The sequence below is a fragment of the Corynebacterium sp. KPL2850 genome (assembly GCF_040225855.1).
Taxonomy (GTDB): domain Bacteria; phylum Actinomycetota; class Actinomycetes; order Mycobacteriales; family Mycobacteriaceae; genus Corynebacterium.
The window spans coordinates 38,676-55,928 of the sequence record NZ_JBEHFV010000001.1 but is presented as its reverse complement, the minus strand read 5'-3'; the positions used below and the strand labels follow the sequence as shown (position 1 = coordinate 55,928).

Here is a 17,253-nt window from a genome sequence, read left to right as displayed (position 1 = left end):
ATAAGGGAGGCGAAATCTTCTATTCCGTTGATTGCAGCCCATCACCTGATTGCGGCGCATCAACTCCAAGCCGCATCGCATCCTGGCTTGCTTGCTCGGCTCCCGGCGCGAGTCCGGCTGGATTCATGCGTTGGGAGATGACCCGGGTGATGCCGTCACCGCGCATGGTCACACCATAGAGGACGTTGGCCACATCCATGGTGGGCTTTTGGTGCGTGATGACAATGAGCTGGGAATCCTTCCGCAACTCCTCGAATAAGGCGATGAGCCGGCGCAGGTTGACATCATCAAGCGCTGCCTCGACCTCATCCATGACGTAGAACGGGCTGGGGCGTGCGCGGAAGATAGCCACGAGCATGGCCAGTGCGGTAAGGGATTTCTCGCCGCCGGAAAGCAGCGACAGGCGCTTGACCTTCTTACCGGGCGGGCGTGCTTCTACCTCGATGCCGGTGGTGAGCATGTCTTCTGGCTCGGTGAGGATCAGCCGGCCCTCTCCACCTGGGAAGAGGGTGTTGAATACCTTGGGAAACTCTGCTTCGACGTCCCGCCAGGCATCGGTAAACAGCTGCAGGATCTGCTTATCCACGTCCGAAATCACCCCGGCGAGATCCTGGCGGGCTTGGATGACATCGTCTAGCTGCGTAGACAGGTAGCTGTATCGCTCTTCCAGCGCCTTATATTCCTCAAGGGCCAAGGGGTTAACCTTGCCCAGCGAGTTCAGATCCTTTTCCGCCTGCTGCAGCCGCGACTTTTCCGCGCTGCGGTCAAAGTCTTCGCCCGGGGTGAAATCGCGCAGCAGGTCAGCGATGGCGATGCCCAGCTGCTCGCCAATCTTTTTCTCCGCTTCATCCAGGCGCACCTGCGCCTGCGAGCGCGCCAGTTCTGCTTCATGCGCCCGTGCGGTTAGCCGGTCGCTATTTTGGCGTGCGACCGATACCGCTTGCTTGGCTTGCTGCAATTGGGAATTTAAGGAGTTGCGCTCATGCAAAAACTCATCGCGCTCAGAGGTGGCGCGGGTTAAGAGTTGGTTGGCCCGCGCGGCCAAGTCCTGTGCGTGTCGCGCCACTGTAGCGGCCAATTGGCCCTGGGCCTTGCGGCGGGCCATGGCTTGTTCATGGCGGGCCTTCGCTTGGCGTTCGTGCTGGGCCTGGCGCCGCAGATTATCGGCCTTGCCGGCAACTTGGCCCACGCGCTCTTGCGCCGAGCGGGCGGCAACTTGGGCTTCCATTTCCATGGATTTTACTTCTTCGAGCGCAGCCGAGGCGGCATCCCTATCGGCAGACGAGGGCTCGTCTGGTTGATCGTCGGCGTCGACGCGGGCGAGCCTATCGCGGGCATCGGCAAGCTCCTGGTTAGCCTTCTGCAGCCGCACCTCAATCTCGGTGGCGCGCTGCGCGGACTTTTCCAGCTCCGCTTTATTGGCCTCGTACTGCTTTTCCAAGCGGTGGTGATCGCGCTTCCAGGCATCAACCTCGGTATCGTGCTCCCGCAATGCCGCCTTCGCAGACGCGGCCGTCACGCGGGCATCTTCGGCAGCAATCCTCGCTCCCTCCAGGGTGCCGGAGAGTTCGTGTAGTGCTTGATTGGCCTGCTCTAGCTCCTCTTCGGCCTCCGCGATGCGGGCGGTGACTTCCACGGTAGACGAGGACCCGGTACCGACCTCGACCCACCCTTCGCCAATGACGACGCCCGAAGCGGTCACGGCGCGCAGGCGCGGATCCTCGGAGACGAGGCGCCGGCCGTGGGCAAAATCGGGGACGAGGACGACATCGGCAAGCAGCCTGTGCAACGCCGCCGACACCGCAGGTTGGACCGATATGTGGTCCAGCAGCCAGGAGGTCTGCGGCGGCAAATCGGCATCGACGCGCCACGAGCTCGCAGGCGCGGTCGCCGCCGCATCCAACAGCGCCGAGCGCGGGCCCTTTTCCAAATCCGCAATCAACCCTTCGGTCAACTGCCCCGCCTGCGCCTCCGCAAAGGTGCCCAACGCGGCCGCAACCGCCGATTCATAGGTGGTGGAAATATACGCGGCCAATGGCTGGAATTCTTCGCCCACCTCGACCGACTCGGGGATGGTCTGGGACAGCGTATCGATGCGGGACCGCAGCGTATAGACAGTGCGCTCGCGCTCGCGCTGGGCATCGCGGAGCTGATCCAAGCGCTTATCGGCAGCGCCCGACTCGCTGGCGGCCCGCGTATGCGCCTCCTCCAAAGGCTGGCGCTCCGCAGCATAATTATCCAGCTTCTGCGCTACCTCAGCGGCTTCTGCCTGCGCATTCTGGGTGCGTCGCTGCAGCGAAGCCACGGCCTCTTCCTGCCGCGCCAACTCCTCTTCTGCGCTGGCCACCTGCCCCGCGGCCTTTTCCTCGGCGGCAAAAAGGCGCACCACGCCCTCGCGGCGGTCCGCAATGGCGCGCACCTGCGCCATATGTTCGTGCTCGGCGGCCTCAAATGCTTGCCGACGCTCCGCCACTTCCTCCCGGATGCTTTCTAACCGCTCCGCGGCTTCTTCTGCCGCTACCAGGAGCTCCTCGTGCTCCTCGTCCGCGCGCGTCGCCTTGGCCTCAAGATCATCCGGATCCTGGCCGGCATAGGCGACCTGGGACCCGGCGTTATCCGCCCGCTCCTCCGCGATGCGCTGGGTCGCCGCAATGCGCTCGGACAAGGTGGACAGATCAAACCACAGCTTTTGGGCAGCCTCTGCCTGCGGGTTGACCTCCTCAAGCTGGGTTTCCAGCTCCATTTGATGCTCGGTCGCCGCTTCGAGCTGCGCCGTGGTCTCTTCCACCTGGGTAGATAGGACCGTCGCGGTCTGCTCGGCAGCAGAAAGCTTCTGCCGCAAGCCGACGATGCGGTCTCCGGCCAGGCGCAGGCGCGCATCGCGCACATCCGCCTGCACCGTAGCCGCGCGCTGGGCGGCCTCCGCCTGCCGTGCCAGGGGTTTTAGCTGTTTTCCCAGCTCATCGGTCAAATCCTGCAGGCGGTCCAAATTAGCCTGCATGCCCGTAAGCTTGCGCTGGGCCTTTTCTTTGCGGCGGCGGTGTTTGAGGACACCTGCGGCTTCCTCGATATAGGAGCGGCGATCCTCGGGGCGCGACTCCAGGATTTCAGAAAGCTTGCCCTGCCCCACGATGATGTGCATCTCTCGGCCGATGCCGGAATCAGAAAGCAGTTCCTGGATATCCATCAACCGGGCCTTTGCCCCGTTGATTTCGTATTCGCTCGCGCCGTCGCGGAACATGCGGCGGGTCACAGAGACCTCGGAGTACTCGATGGGCAGGGCACCATCGGCATTATCGATGGTGAGTGTGACCTCGGCCCGGCCCAATTGCTTGCGGTCGCCAGCCCCAGCAAAGATGACGTCTTGCATCTTGCCGCCGCGCAGGGTCTTTGCGCTAGCCTCTCCCATGACCCACGCAAGGGCATCAACCACGTTGGACTTACCGGAACCATTCGGTCCGACGACGGCGCAGATGCCCGGCTCAAATTTGAGAGACGTCGCCGACGCGAATGACTTAAAGCCTTTGAGCGTCAGCGATTTCAGGTGCATTTTGGATAGTGTAGCAAGCCATTAAGACACGAGTTGCAGCCAGCATTGGGTTGGCTATTAGCGCTCCACAAAGCCGCTTTCGCCCTTCGCAGCCGCCCACTGCTCAACCACGAGATCGACGCTACCCGGACGGCGGGTGGTGCTTGGTTCCTCTTGCAACAGTTCCAAAAGCTTCTCGCACTCGGTGCGCGGTCCCTCAGCAACAACCTGCACGCGGCCATCTGCCAGGTTGGTTGCATGCCCAGCGAGGCCTAGTTCCAGGGCGCGCGAGCGCGTCCACCAGCGAAAGCCCACTCCTTGCACGTTGCCGTGCACAAAGGCGGTCATTCTTTCCATGTCACTGCACCTTCCTCATTAATAGCGATATTAATAGCGATCGGCCTCGCCGCGATCGCGCAAGATTCTGCGGTCAGCATCGCTGCGGCGGGTCACGGGGTCGGAGCCGTCCCAGCACTCCACACCGGGCACATCCGGAAGCATATCGCGGTGGAAGACCGGATCGACTCCCTTACTGCGCTGCTCGTTGAAGTTCTTCAGCAATTGGATGGCCACGCCGGATAGCGGGACGATAGCGATGATATTCAGGATCACCATCGTCGCGGCACCGGTATCCGCCAGGGCGAAGACCAAGGGCAAGGAGCCGACGGCACCGAACCAGACGAAGAACAGCACCACAAGGCGGAAGATATTCAGCACCGTTTTATTGGTGGTGAGGTATTCCAGGTTGGCTTCTGCCAAGTAGTAATTGCCCAAGATGGAAGAAAAGGCCAGGAAGAACAAGATGAAGCTGACGAAGTGAATGCCCCAGTGGCCAACCTCGGCGGACAAGGCCGCCTGGGTAAGGGAAACGCCCTCGGCCTCTTCGCCGTAGGCAACTTCCGGGCCGAGCAGGATCAGGAAGGCGGTAATGGTACAGACCACGATGGTGTCGAAGTACACGCCCAAGGTCTGCACCAAGCCCTGCTTTACCGGGTGGGAGACGGTGGCGGTAGCCGCCGCGTTAGGGGCAGAACCCTCGCCGGCCTCATTGGAAAACAGGCCGCGCTGGATGCCCTTCATCATCGCGGCGCCGATGCTCGCGCCGGCGATTTCCTTAAAGCCGAGCGCGTGGCCGATGATATCGCCCAGCATGCCCGGGACCTTGTCAAAGTTCGTAATGACCACGAAGCCGCCGATGAGCAGGTACGCCAGGGCCATAAACGGAACGACCACCTGGGTGATATTGGCAATGCGCTTTACGCCGCCAAAAATGATGAGGCCCGCGGCAATCGCGATGATGATGCCAATGATGGAGCCAAAGGTGGCATCGTCTTCGCGGCCGAAGGAAAAGGCCACGGCCTCAGCGATGGCGTTGGTCTGGAAGGAGTTATAGACCAAGCCGAAGGTAAAGACGATGGCGATAGAGAAAAGAACGCCGAGCGGGCCCCAGCCCAGCCCGCGCTTCATGTAGTAGGCCGGCCCGCCGCGGTACGTATCGCCATTGCGGACCTTCCACAGCTGCGCCAAGGTGGATTCCACAAAGGCGGTAGCGCCGCCGAGGAGGGCGATGATCCACATCCAGAAGACGGCACCAGGACCGCCCAGCGAAATGGCCACCGCGACGCCGGCCACGTTGCCGGTGCCCACGCGCGAGGCAGCAGAGATGGTAAATGCCTTAAATGCGGAGATTCCCCCGCTTCCTGCGCCCTCATCCTCATCGTCGGTTTTGGGGCGCTCGACCACAGCGCGCAGCATATCGGGCACCTTGCGGATCTGCACCACTGCGGTGCGCGCACCGAATAGAAGGCCCGCTCCAATGAGCAGCCAGGGCAGGATGTATGTCCACACGCCATCGTTAAATGTCGTGACGACATTTTCGAGAAATTCCATGCGGATTAATTTACTGCCTGAAGGTCTACAACGTGAACCTCACAGGTAAAGCACTATTGGCAGTGGGGGCAATAATGGCTCGAGCGGCCCCCGATGACGGAGCGCGCAATGAGCGAGCCGCAGCGGGAACATGGCTGGCCAGCACGGCCATAGGCCGCAAGCGAGCGCGCAAAATAGCCGGATTCACCGTTGACGTTGACGTACAAAGAATCAAAGCTCGTTCCCCCCGCTTTGAGGGCGGCAGACATCACGGTCTGTGCCGCGGCCAATAGCGCCACGGCATCTTTCTGCCGCAGTGCCGAAGCCTTCTTGCGCGGTGAAATGCGCGCTGCCCACAGCGCTTCATCGGCGTAGATATTGCCAATGCCAGATACCAACGTTTGATCCAATAGCGCCGTCTTTACCGCGGTTTTCTTCTGCCGCAGGCGGCGCGCGGCGCTGGCGATATCAAAATCGGGTTCCAGAGGGTCCAAACCGATATGCGAGATCGTGGACCACGGCGCATACAGCCAGTATCCAAAGGTGCGCTGATCCACAAAGTGCAGCTCGGTGCCATCGCTGAGCCCTACCGTGATGCGGCGATGCGGCGAATCGGTAGGGCCGATGCGCAGTTGGCCCGACATGCCTAAGTGAATAAAAAGCACGTCGCGGTGGCTATCCATCGGGTCCTCCCCCACGAATTCCAGCCACATGAATTTGCCGCGACGGGCGACCGCTGCGATTTCCTTACCCACTACAAGGCCCGCTAGCGGTTCATCTTGGCCGCGGTTCGCCCGCGGATGCGCAATGTCTACCGCCGTAATCTCTTTGCCCACGACGTAGCTTTCCACCCCGCGGCGCACCGATTCTACTTCGGGCAATTCTGGCATTAGTTAGACTTCTTTATGGGCGGTCCCTTGCACCAGCAACGGGGTTTCGCGCAGGGTTTGGCATGCCTCTTGCGCGGCCTGCTGCTCCGCTAATTTCTTATTATGGCCCTGCCCATGGCCCACGGTCAGCCCAGCGACGGTGGCAACCGCGCTGAAGGTTTGATCGTGTTCTGGGCCGGTAGCGGTAGCCGAATAGACCGGCATGGGCGCCTTCAGCTCGGCGCACAGCTCTTGCAAGGTGGTCTTCCAGTCCAAGTGGCGGCCACTAACGGAGGCATTATCGATCTTTTCCGCGAATAGGCGCAAGATCACATCGCGGGCGGTTTCAAAGCCGTGCTCGCGATAAATGGCACCGAAAATCGCCTCGGTGGTATCCGCAAGGATGGAATCCTTATCGCGCCCACCGGTGGACTGTTCGCCCTTGCCCAGCAGAATATGCGGGCCCAGGTTGATTTCACGCGCGATATCGGAAAGCCCATAGCGCGAGACGATGGACGCACGCATCTTCGAGATATCGGATTCGGGGCGCGATGGATACGTCACGTATAGCTTCGCCGCCACCGATAGACCCAAGACGGCATCGCCCAAGAACTCGAGGCGCTCATTATTAGGCAGGTGCCCGTTTTCATTAGCAAAAGAACGGTGCGTCAGCGCCAAGCGCAGGTTTTCCGGTTCAAGGGAAACACCGAGCGATTCCAAAAGCGGGGTGTGATCGACCGCCGCAAAGGTGGCCTCCCATGCCTCTTGCCCGGTTAGCTTCTTCTTGCGGCTCATAGGAATTTCTCCAGACCTGCCCAGCGCGGGTCTATCTTTTCCTCTTCCTCTTCTTCCCCGGAGATTCCGGTGGTCACGCCCTCGGGGGTCTGGATATCGCAGCCGTCTTCGCAGACGGGGGCGAAGGGAAGATTCAGGCCTGCTTCATCGATAACCGCCTGGAGTAGATCCAGTTCATCGTCCTGGATTTCGGGGATTTCATCGCCCGAACCGGCATCGTCGGATTCGGCTTCGTCGCCGCTGACAAAGGACTCATCGGCGGCGAAGACCTGGGTCACGTGCAGGTCTAGCTGCGGGTGGAGCTCTTTTAAGCAGCGCGCACATTCGCCCGTGAGGACACCGGAGATATCCGCATCAACCAGCACTCCTGAGCCCAACGGGGTCAGGGTCGCGGCAACGGTGAGATCTTCGCCCTTGGGGATGGCGATCATTTCCACGCCGATCCTTTCCGGTGCAGGGCCCGTCTGGGTGCGTTGTTCCGGCATTGCGTCAGCGCCTTGGGCGTTTAATAATTCGCCCACATCGAACTTCAATGGAGATGTCATAACAGTTGGTAGTCTACCCTGCCTCGCAAACTCCGCGTAGTTGCTGGCACGACCGCATTTTCTGGCAAGAAACTGAAGGTTCGGGCATAAAGCGCTATGGCTTGCCGGTTTTCCCTTTCCTGCAGGCCGCGGCGGCCTTAGCCTGAAGGCATGACTTACAACTTGGCCGCGGCCTCAGGAGATTTGAGCGCTATCGCTCCTAGATTCGGAGTGTTGTGCTGCCTTCCCGCCACCTTCTTAGTCATCTCTGGGGCAGTCCTCCATCGCCTGCCCAAGGCTAACCACTCTGGCATCTACGGCGACAAGGGCCTGCGCCTTTCCTCCGCCCTCATCCTCAGCATGTGCGCCGGGCTTATCGCCGGCGCGATTTTGGTCATCCCCTCCGGCCTCGACCTCACGGTGCTTACCGGCGCCCTTGTATTTTCTGCCAGCGCCGCCGCCATCACGTGGCTCTCGCGCGAAGCCCTTGCCTGCGCGTTGCTTAGCGTCGGCGCCATGTTCCTTACCACCGGCGCGGTCATTAGTCTTAGCGCGATGTTCTTCCCTCAAGACTTTATGAACGGTTCGGTGACCTCGCTCTCGTCCTACTTCACTACGGCCTTGGTCACCTTCCTCTTCCCCGGCTTGGTCAGCGCGGGAATCGTCGCCTTCGTGGCGGTCCAGAGCCAGCGCCCTCACCCTGCTACGAATGCTGCTGAGGCCACGCTTGCCGATGCCCCCTCATCATCCCCCGCCCCGCGCTACTCCAACTCGCGCAGCTCGGTCTAGCCTCCGACAGGCACAATAAGTCCTGCTACACGGTGACGCGATTTTCGCGAATATCCCGTGCAGCAGGACTTTTTAAGCGTCGTGCCTTGTAACTTGAGCCTTTAGCGCTCGGTATAACGGCGATCGTAGCCGTCGTCTGCGCCATAACGTGCAGCACCGGTACCACCGGTAGCACCACCGCGGGAGGACCCAGCGTTAGGGGAAGGCAAGTAATCGCCGCCGCGAGAGCGCACGCCAGCCCCACCGCGCAGGGCGGAACGATCGGAGTTTACGGTGCGCAGCAGTCCGCTAAGAGAGCTTTCAAATTCGCTGAGCTTGCTATCTACAAAGTCATCGCATTCCGTGCGCAGCCGGTTAGATTCGGTGTATGCGGTTTCCACGATCCGGTTGGCTTCTTCATTGGCGCGGCGGACGACTTCAGACTCGGAGACCAACCGCTCTTGTTCCTGGCGGCCTTCCGCCACCGAGCGTTCATATTCCTCGTTGGCCTGAGCAATGGTGCGGTCTGCATCTGCCCGGGCTTGCTCCACGGTGTTTTGAGCGCGCGCCTCAGCATCGGCCACCAGCCGCTGGGCATGTTCTTCTGCCTGCGCGACCGTGGTATCGGCCTCTTGGCGCGCCTGATTCACCATGTCGGTGGCCTCCGCAGACGCCTCATTAATGGTGTTATCCGCGCGCTCTTCGGCGCCGCGGATAATCTCGTCTTGCTTGTCTAAAACGTCCTGCGCATCGTCGATTTCTACAGGTAGCGCGTTGCGTAGGTCATCGAGAAGCGCCAGCATCTCATGGCGGGGGACCAAGCAATTGGAGGTCATGGGAAAGCCAGAAGCCTGCTCCAAATGCTGAACTAATTCATCAAGGGATTCAAAGACACGGTACATGCTGGGAATTCTACAACGCAGGACCTCCATTGTGTGGAGGGCGCGCCTTGGGTTCTCAGGCCGGGGCAAGGAAGGCTAAAGCTCTCCGAGTTCGATTCGCTTCCCGTGTTCGTTTAACCTATTTTCCCTCCACATACCCGCGGCACTGGCGCACACGGCCGCCGTATCCTCGCAGCAATGCAGAAACTCCCCACCTCTCCGCGAGTACGGAGAAATGGGGAGCCGTGGTTTATGGGAGTTTAGATAACGCCCTGTGCCAGCATGGCGTCAGCCACCTTCTTGAAGCCGGCGATATTGGAGCCAGCCACGTAATCGCCTTCACGGTCGTATTCCTTGGCCGTGTTGTCGATGTTCTTGAAGATGTTGCTCATGATGCCACGCAGGCGGTCATCGGTGTACTCGAAGGACCAAGAGTCGCGGGAAGCGTTCTGCTGCATCTCCAGTGCGGAGGTTGCCACACCACCGGCGTTGGCAGCCTTGCCGGGGGCGAAGTTGATCTTGGAGTCCTGGAATACGTGTACTGCATCCGGGGTAGACGGCATGTTAGCGCCCTCTGCAACGTAGCGAACGCCGCCCTCGACGAGCTTCTTAGCGGATTCGCCATCGAGCTCGTTCTGGGTTGCACACGGCAGTGCAACGTCAGCCTGCACATCCCAGATGTTGCCACCCTCGTGGAACTCCACGCCGTTGCCAGCTTCCTTGGCGTAGGTGGAGATGCGCTCGCGGCGAACTTCCTTGACATCGCGAAGCAGGTCAACGTCTACGCCATTCGGGGTGGTGATGTAGCCGGAGGAGTCAGACATTGCGACGACGGTAGCGCCCAATTCCTGTGCCTTTGCGGCGGCGTAGATGGCAACGTTACCGGAGCCGGACACGATGACCTTGGCGCCATCGAAGGACTCGCCGTGGGTCTTCATCATTTCTTCGGTGATGTAGACGGCACCGAAACCGGTCGCCTCGGTACGTACCAAGGAACCGCCCCAGGTCAGGCCCTTACCGGTCAGGACGCCGGACTCGTGCTGGGTGGTCAGGCGGCGGAACTGGCCGAAGAGGAAGCCGATTTCGCGGCCGCCGACGCCGATATCGCCGGCAGGAACGTCGCGGTACTCACCGATGTGGCGGTGCAGCTCGGTCATAAAGGACTGGCAGAAGCGCATAACTTCCTGCTCAGACTTGCCCTTCGGGTCAAAGTCGGAGCCACCCTTGCCGCCACCGATGGGCAGGCCGGTCAGGGAGTTCTTAAAGATCTGCTCAAAGCCCAAGAACTTAATAATGCCCAAGTTTACCGAGGGGTGGAAACGCAGACCACCCTTGTACGGGCCGAGCGCGGAGTTGAACTGCACACGGAAGCCGCGGTTGACCTGCACCTCGCCGTTGTCATCAACCCATGGGACGCGGAAGATGAGCTGGCGCTCCGGCTCGCACAGGCGCTCAACCAGACCGTAGTCTGCGTAGTGTGGGTCCTTATCCAGGACGATCTTGAGGGAATCCAGCACCTCGGACACCGCCTGGTGGAATTCCGGCTCGCCGGCGTTACGCTTGAGTAGCTTGTCGTAGTACTCAGAAACCTGGCTATCAACAGACATAGTGTATAAATCCCATTCTCGTGGAGTTTGACTAGCAGGAACCAGTTTCCTATCAATCTACCGATAATGCAAGTACAATTATTTCTCACTCCCCCGCTTATCCGCTTTTACCTGCGACGATAAAGGTAAATATTTTCTGTAGAACGTTCGGATTCCTAGTAAAAAGCCGCCGCACGGGTCGCGGGCTTTATAATCGCGGGCATGCATATTGTTGTCGCGCCAGACTCTTTTAAAGGTACCGCTTCCGCCACGGAAGCCGCAGCCGGAATCGCCAACGGGATCCGCCAGCACTACCCCAACGCCACCGTCACCACCTTGCCCATGGCCGATGGCGGCGAAGGCACCGCCCAGGTGCTGGCCCAGGCCGCCGCGGCGGGCGGGCAAGAAACTCAAACCATTACCCTGCCCACGACGGATGCGGTGGGGCGCTTGACCGAGGCGCAGTATTTCCTTGCTGGGCACACGGCATTCATCGACGTCGCCGCCGCCACCGGGCTGCCCGCGGTCCGCGACGCCCTCGATCCCCTCCACGCGGATTCTTATGGCACGGGCGTGCTGCTTGCCGATGCCCAATCCCGCGGCGCCACCTCCATCGTGCTCGGCCTTGGCGGCACGGCCAGCATCGACGGCGGCATGGGCATCCTTGCAGCCCTTGGCGCCGCCGCCCACGACAAACGCGGCTATGCCCTACCCAAGGGCGGTGCCCCGCTGGTGCAGCTCGATTCCATCGATACCGCGCAATTAAATATCAAAGCGGGCATGGTTGATTTCACGCTCTTGGCCGATACCCGGGCTATGGCCATGCAGGCTGCCACCATGTACGGACCCCAAAAGGGCGCGGAAGGCGAACAAGTAGCCCTGCTTGCCGGGGCACTTCTCCAAATGTGCAAGGTCACCGGCACGGATCCGGAAACGGAATTTACCGGTGCCGCCGGCGGCATTCCCATCGGCCTTACTTGGCTTTCGCGTACTCTGTGGGGCACCGATGAGCACGCCCGCGTCGTTTCTGGCGGGGCCCATGTGGCGAAGGCCCTCGGCCTCCCAGAAGCCATTTCTCAGGCGGACCTCGTCATCACCGGCGAAGGCGCCTTTGATGAGCAATCCTTAACCGGCAAGGTCGCCGGCACCGTTGCGGACTTGGCGGCGGAGACCTCTACCCCCGTCGGCATCATTGCCGGGGCCATCAACCGGGACACCGAGCACTTCACCGCGGAGCTAGACCAAGAAGGTGGAATGCCGGAGCAGCTGGCTAGGGCCGCCCGGGACATCGTCAAGCAGCTGGGCTAAGGGCGAATCTCGACCGTCCACGGAAAGATGGCGGGGCGCTCATGCGCTAATTCATCTTCTAATAGCACGTGATCCTTGGGCAATACGGCGTGCGGCGTGAGCAAACGCGACAACACCATAGCCAGCTGGTTCACGGATCCGGTCGCCCCCTCCACCGCGATGTTATAGCGGTGTGCGTGTGCGCCTTCCAAATCGCGCTCTTCATGTTCATCGCGGTAATTTTGCTGCAGCTGTTCCTCCAGCCCCTCAGGGAATCGGGGATCTGCTGGGCGAGTAACCTCGGCGGAGGTAAGCGATCCGCCCGCTACCAGCTTATCGGTGGCAGTGGTAAAAATTTCCTCCACGCGGTCCGCTTGCTCATCTGGAACCAATACATCGAATTGAATAGTCGGCATATAGCTGACCCTACCCTAACCAAAGGGATGAAAACTATGTCTTATTCCACAAACATCGCTTCCGTGGTCCACACTGCGGATACTGACCTGGCGTGGCAGCGGGATTTTTACGAAGATCTGCACCGCCACCCCGAGCTTTCCCACGAGGAGGAACGCACCGCGGCGCGCATCCGCGCCAAGTTAGCGGAGTTTGATTGCGAGGTAGAAGAAAACATTGGCGGGCATGGCATGGTCGCCATTTTCCGCAACGGCGATGGCCCCACCGCGCTCATGCGCGCCGATTTCGATGCCCTGCCGGTCAAGGAGGCCACCGGCGTGGAGTATTCCTCGACCAATGACTACATGCACGCCTGCGGGCACGATATGCACACCACGGCCCTACTCGGTGCCTATGCGCTTCTCGATGCCTCCCGCGATACCTGGTCCGGCACCTTCCTCGCCCTGTTCCAGCCAGCGGAGGAATCATCCATGGGTGCGAAATACATGATCGCCGATAACCTCACCGAGCGCGTGCCACGCCCCGATATTTGCTTAGGCCAACACGTCATGCCCGGTCGTGCCGGCACCGTTCGCCATACGGCCGGCCCCATCATGGCGGGCTGCGACTCCCTGCGCATTCGCATCTTTGGCAAGTCCGCCCACGCCTCCATGCCGCATAATTCCATCGACCCGACCTATACCGCGGCGATGATCGTCACCCGGCTCCAGGCCATCGTCGGCCGCGAGGTAGCCCCGCACGAGTTCTTCGTCATCTCCGTAGGCGAGCTACATTCCGGCGATAAAAACAACATCATCCCGGATTCCGCCGAGCTCGTGCTCAATACCCGCTTCTATGATCCAGCCTTGGCGGAAAAGGTCTATGCCTCTCTCGAGCGCATGGTGAAAGCCGAGTGCATGGCCTCAGGCTGCGAAAAAGACCCCACCTTTGAGTACTACGCGCACGGCGAGGTCACCGATAACGACGCCGCCGCGTATTCGCCCATCGACGAGGTCTTTACGGCCACCTTCGGGGAAGAATCCGTTACCGCCTCGCCCTCGACCGCTTCTGAAGACTTCTGTTACCTTCCGCAGGCATGGGGCGTGCCGTACGTCTTTTGGCACGTAGGGTGCACCCCGGAATCCGAGTTGGCAGATCCCCCAGTCAACCACCAGGCCAACTTCCTGCCGGATTACGAGCCCACGGTCAAGGCCTCTACCCAGGCCGCCCATGCGGCGGTGCTGGCGTATCTGGGCGCTTAACTCAACATAAAAAAATCCGCCGCGTCCCCTCTTCACTGGAGTGTGGGGGCGCGGCGGCTTTTTCAGTGCGCTAGTCCTTGATGGTTTCTCCCAAAATGTGGCACTGAATCATGTTGGTATTGCCGGAGATTCCCGGAGGGGTACCTGCAACGACGACGACCAAGTCATTCTCGTCGTACTCGTCCAAGTCCAGCAGGTACTTATCGATGGCCTCCATCATCTCATCCGTGGACTTGACGTCGGGGCTCAAGAAGGTCTCCGCACCCCAGGTCAGCGCCAGCTGGGAGCGCACATCTTCATGCGGGGTGAATACCAGCAGTGGTAGGTCAGAGTGCAGGCGAGCAACGCGCTTTGCGGTATCGCCGGAAGAGGTAAAGGCAACAATGGCCTTGGCGTTCAGCCGCTCTGCAATATCGCGGGCGGAATAGGACATCACGCCGCGCTTGGTACGCGGGACGTGCGCCAGCGGCGGGACCTGGCCATCGGTCTCGGAGCGCTTGACGATGCGCGACATCGTCCGCACCACGTTGTGCGGATCCGCGCCCACGGAGGTCTCGCCGGACAGCATTACCGCATCGGCGCCGTCGAGCACGGCGTTGGCCACGTCGGAAGCCTCCGCACGGGTCGGGCGGGAGTTCTCGATCATGGAATCCAGCATCTGGGTGGCCACGATGACCGGCTTTGCGTTCTCGCGGGAAATCTGGATAGCGCGCTTCTGGAATAGCGGCACCTCTTCCAGCGGAACCTCAACGCCCAAGTCACCGCGGGCAATCATCACTGCGTCGAAGGCCAAGATGATGGACTCGAGGGCATCGACGGCCTCGGGCTTTTCCAGCTTGGCAATGACCGGCACGCGGCGGCCTTCCTCGTCCATGATCTCGTGGACCTTGTCGACATCGGCAGGCGAACGCACGAAGGACAGCGCGATGTAGTCCACACCGAGCTGCAGGGCAAAGCGCAGGTCCTTGATGTCCTTCTCAGACAGTGCCGGCACCGAAATGCTCATGCCGGGCAGGGACACGCCCTTGTTATTGGATACGGGGCCGCCCTCGGTAACCTCGCACACCACGTCATTGCCGTCTACTTCCTTGCAGACCACGGCGACCTTGCCGTCATCGATAAGCAAGCGATCGCCCGGCTTGGCGTCTTCTGCCAAGCCCTTGTAGGTGGTGGATACGCGGTCGTGGGTGCCTTCTACGTCGTCTACGGTGATGCGGACGATTTCACCGTTATCCCACTGCTCTTCGCCGTTCTTAAAGCGGCCGAGGCGAATCTTGGGGCCCTGGAGATCGGCCAGGATACCTACGTTCCGGCCGGTCTTTTCGGTGGCGTCGCGGACCCACTTGTAATTGGCTTCGTGGTCCGCATGCTCGCCGTGCGACATGTTAAGACGCGCGACGTTCATGCCGTCTTCTACAAGGCGCAAAATTCCGTCCCCGCTAGCTACCGCGGGGCCGAGAGTACAGACAATTTTGGTTCTTCTATCCAGCATTATTGGCCTATTCCATCGGGGAAATTGAACAACCCCCAACCTACTCCCTCGCGCGCCGACAGGCCACAATTTTTTGGCGCCTTAACTACGGCAATCGGACACGATCACACATAACCGGTCATTTCCGGCCGCTAGCAGTGCCCGAGGTGCCTTGTGCACGCGTGTTGTCGTATTCCTCACCGCCGTCTTCTGCAGATCCCTCAGCCTGCTTGCGGTAGTAACGCGGGTCGACTTCGGCCGGGGTCTCTGGGCCCTTGCGCTGCCTGTCCAGCAAGAAGAAGACGATGAGGCCTGCGATAAAGACAACGGCGGAGACGATGAGGTTCACACGGACGCCGAAGATTTCGGTGGCTTCATCAGAGCGCATGCCTTCGATGAAAAAGCGGCCCAATGTGTAGCCCACGACGTAGAGGGCAAATACCCGGCCGCGCCCCAGCTTCCATGCCTTGTGTGCCCACAACAGGAACAGGCACACCAACACGTTCCAGATGAGCTCATACAAAAACGTTGGGTGCACCGAAGCGATGACCTCGCCGGTAGAGTGCCCGGAAACCGGCGCGTACTCCCCTGCCTCATCGACGCGGTAGTAAATATCCAGCGCCCACGGAACGTCGGTCGGCCGGCCGTAGAGTTCTTGATTGAACCAGTTTCCCAACCGGCCAATACCCTGGGCAAGGATGAGGCCAGGCGCCACCGCGTCCGCAAACGGCGCCAAGGGGATTTTCTTAATCCGGAACATTACCCACAGCGCTACGGCGCTTAAGGCGACCGCACCCCAGATGCCGAGGCCGCCATTGGTGACCTTGAGGGCATCGACCGGATTGCAGGTATCACAGAAGTACTTCTGGTTATCCGTGATGACGTGATAGAGCCGCCCGCCCACGATGCCTGCGGGGATAACGACGATGGTCGCATCCCACACGGTATCGGGATTGCCGCCTCGGGCAGTGTATCTCCTCAGCGTCATCCACATGCCCACGAGGATGCCGGCGATGATGCACAGCGCATACGCATGGATTGGAATGGAGCCAAGATGCCACACCACGCCCTGCGGCGGAGAGGGAATATTTGCAAGATTCTGAGTATGCACGTAGATAGTGTGCCTTATCAGCGTGCCCGTGAGCTAGTTTGGGGTCACTTTTCCTAGGAACTTTTACGCGAGGGGCACGCAGGGTGTTGGCCCGCAGCCACCAGAGAGCGCGCCAAGGCGGTGGGATCCTGGGCCGCCATGACGGATTCACCAACCAATACCGCATCCGCCCCACGGGAGGCATAGTGGAAAAGGTTGCGGGCATTATTCACCCCGCCCACGGCAATGCGCAGGATCGATTCCGGCAACCCCGGGGCAATATCGTTAAAGGCCTCCCGGTTGATCTCATCAGAGGCGAGGGACCAAGCATTGATCGCGATGACGCTACTGCCGGCCTTGATGGCGCGGTTGACCTCCCCGCAGGTTCGCACCTCCACGACGGCGGTCATCCCCAGCGATTCCGCGCGGTCCAGGAGGGCTTCCAACCGGGCTTGTTCTAAAAGCTCGACCTGCAGCGGGATCGCATCGGCGCCAAAGCAGCGGGCTTCGTGAATCTGGTACGGATCCACGATGAGATCACGCGCCATCATCGGGATATCGATGGCAGCGCGCGCGGCGGCCATATCCTCAAGCGAACCGTTAAAGCGCCGCGTATCCGTCTGGCAGGCCATTAAATGCACGCCGCAGTTCTCAAAGGTGCGCGCCCATTCGGCCATCTGCTCGGCCGAGCCCACGTGGGCGATTTCTCCGGTATAAGGAACTGCGCGTTTAAGCTCAGTAATGACTGAACAACCGGGTTTTAAGAGGGCTGCGCGGGCATCACGAGGAGGCTCCATATCCCGTGAGCGCGCCTTAATGTCCTGGAAAGAAACGCGTGCTTCGCGCGCGGCGACATCCTCTAGCACCCCAGCGACCAGGTGATCGACGGCAATGGGTGTGGGCATGAGCACCTCCCTCCGAGCGCGATT

General features: G+C 60.7%; 15 protein-coding genes. 3 read left to right on the top strand and 12 right to left on the bottom strand.

Annotation, left to right across the window (positions count from 1 at the left end):
- Positions 1-19: 19 nt before the first annotated feature.
- From smc to ABRP93_RS00245, 6 genes are read right to left on the bottom strand one after another with little or no spacing between them, the layout of a single operon-like run.
- Positions 20-3,550, bottom strand: a complete 3,531-nt coding sequence (gene smc / locus ABRP93_RS00270) for a chromosome segregation protein SMC (protein ID WP_023022943.1) — start codon at positions 3,548-3,550, stop codon at positions 20-22.
- Positions 3,551-3,607: 57 nt separating this feature from the next.
- Positions 3,608-3,886 carry an acylphosphatase gene (locus ABRP93_RS00265; protein ID WP_023022945.1) on the bottom strand — a complete coding sequence of 93 codons (279 nt, stop codon included), beginning with the start codon at positions 3,884-3,886 and terminating at the stop codon, positions 3,608-3,610.
- A 30-nt stretch (positions 3,887-3,916) separates the two neighbouring features.
- A complete protein-coding gene (locus tag ABRP93_RS00260) occupies positions 3,917-5,419 on the bottom strand; it encodes an alanine/glycine:cation symporter family protein (protein ID WP_023022946.1) in 1,503 nt (500 codons plus the stop codon).
- Between the two features lie 53 nt (positions 5,420-5,472).
- Entirely contained in the window at positions 5,473-6,288 is an 816-nt protein-coding gene (mutM, locus tag ABRP93_RS00255; RefSeq protein WP_023022948.1) for a bifunctional DNA-formamidopyrimidine glycosylase/DNA-(apurinic or apyrimidinic site) lyase, read from the bottom strand.
- 3 nt (positions 6,289-6,291) lie between these two features.
- The gene (rnc, locus tag ABRP93_RS00250) at positions 6,292-7,062 is read right to left on the bottom strand and encodes a ribonuclease III (RefSeq protein WP_023022950.1); all 771 of its coding nucleotides are present in this window, start codon (positions 7,060-7,062) and stop codon (positions 6,292-6,294) included.
- Complete coding sequence (locus ABRP93_RS00245; RefSeq protein WP_284771424.1) at positions 7,059-7,607, bottom strand: YceD family protein; 549 nt, start codon at positions 7,605-7,607, stop codon at positions 7,059-7,061. The genes rnc and ABRP93_RS00245 overlap by 4 nt, the downstream gene beginning before the upstream one ends.
- 150 nt (positions 7,608-7,757) lie before the next feature.
- Between ABRP93_RS00245 and ABRP93_RS00240 the strand changes: the two genes are divergently transcribed.
- Positions 7,758-8,375 carry a hypothetical protein gene (locus ABRP93_RS00240; protein ID WP_023022954.1) on the top strand — a complete coding sequence of 206 codons (618 nt, stop codon included), beginning with the start codon at positions 7,758-7,760 and terminating at the stop codon, positions 8,373-8,375.
- A 101-nt stretch (positions 8,376-8,476) separates the two neighbouring features.
- Here ABRP93_RS00240 and ABRP93_RS00235 read toward each other — a convergent pair whose 3' ends face one another.
- Positions 8,477-9,256, bottom strand: coding sequence for an SPFH domain-containing protein (locus tag ABRP93_RS00235; protein WP_034659126.1), 780 nt, complete (start codon positions 9,254-9,256; stop codon positions 8,477-8,479).
- A 239-nt stretch (positions 9,257-9,495) separates the two neighbouring features.
- The gene (gene gdhA / locus ABRP93_RS00230; RefSeq protein ID WP_349886428.1) at positions 9,496-10,842 is read right to left on the bottom strand and encodes an NADP-specific glutamate dehydrogenase; all 1,347 of its coding nucleotides are present in this window, start codon (positions 10,840-10,842) and stop codon (positions 9,496-9,498) included.
- 201 nt (positions 10,843-11,043) lie between these two features.
- Between gdhA and ABRP93_RS00225 the strand changes: the two genes are divergently transcribed.
- Entirely contained in the window at positions 11,044-12,129 is a 1,086-nt protein-coding gene (locus ABRP93_RS00225; protein ID WP_023022960.1) for a glycerate kinase, read from the top strand.
- Here the strand turns inward: ABRP93_RS00225 and ABRP93_RS00220 are convergent.
- Positions 12,126-12,524: a hypothetical protein gene (locus tag ABRP93_RS00220; RefSeq protein ID WP_023022961.1), complete on the bottom strand. Its 399-nt coding sequence runs from the start codon at positions 12,522-12,524 to the stop codon at positions 12,126-12,128. The two genes, ABRP93_RS00225 and ABRP93_RS00220, sit on opposite strands and share 4 nt — an antisense overlap.
- A 36-nt stretch (positions 12,525-12,560) precedes the next feature.
- Here ABRP93_RS00220 and ABRP93_RS00215 point away from each other — a divergent pair, with 36 nt between their 5' ends.
- Entirely contained in the window at positions 12,561-13,763 is a 1,203-nt protein-coding gene (locus ABRP93_RS00215; protein WP_349886427.1) for an amidohydrolase, read from the top strand.
- A gap of 70 nt (positions 13,764-13,833) precedes the next feature.
- Here ABRP93_RS00215 and pyk read toward each other — a convergent pair whose 3' ends face one another.
- From pyk to ABRP93_RS00200, 3 genes are all read right to left on the bottom strand, one after another.
- Positions 13,834-15,252, bottom strand: coding sequence for a pyruvate kinase (pyk, locus tag ABRP93_RS00210; protein ID WP_349886496.1), 1,419 nt, complete (start codon positions 15,250-15,252; stop codon positions 13,834-13,836).
- Positions 15,253-15,373: 121 nt separating this feature from the next.
- On the bottom strand, positions 15,374-16,345 hold the full coding sequence (gene lgt / locus ABRP93_RS00205; RefSeq protein ID WP_502879639.1) for a prolipoprotein diacylglyceryl transferase: 972 nt from the start codon (positions 16,343-16,345) through the stop codon (positions 15,374-15,376).
- 53 nt (positions 16,346-16,398) lie between these two features.
- Positions 16,399-17,229 carry an indole-3-glycerol phosphate synthase TrpC gene (locus tag ABRP93_RS00200; protein ID WP_349852709.1) on the bottom strand — a complete coding sequence of 277 codons (831 nt, stop codon included), beginning with the start codon at positions 17,227-17,229 and terminating at the stop codon, positions 16,399-16,401.
- Positions 17,230-17,253: the final 24 nt, after the last annotated feature.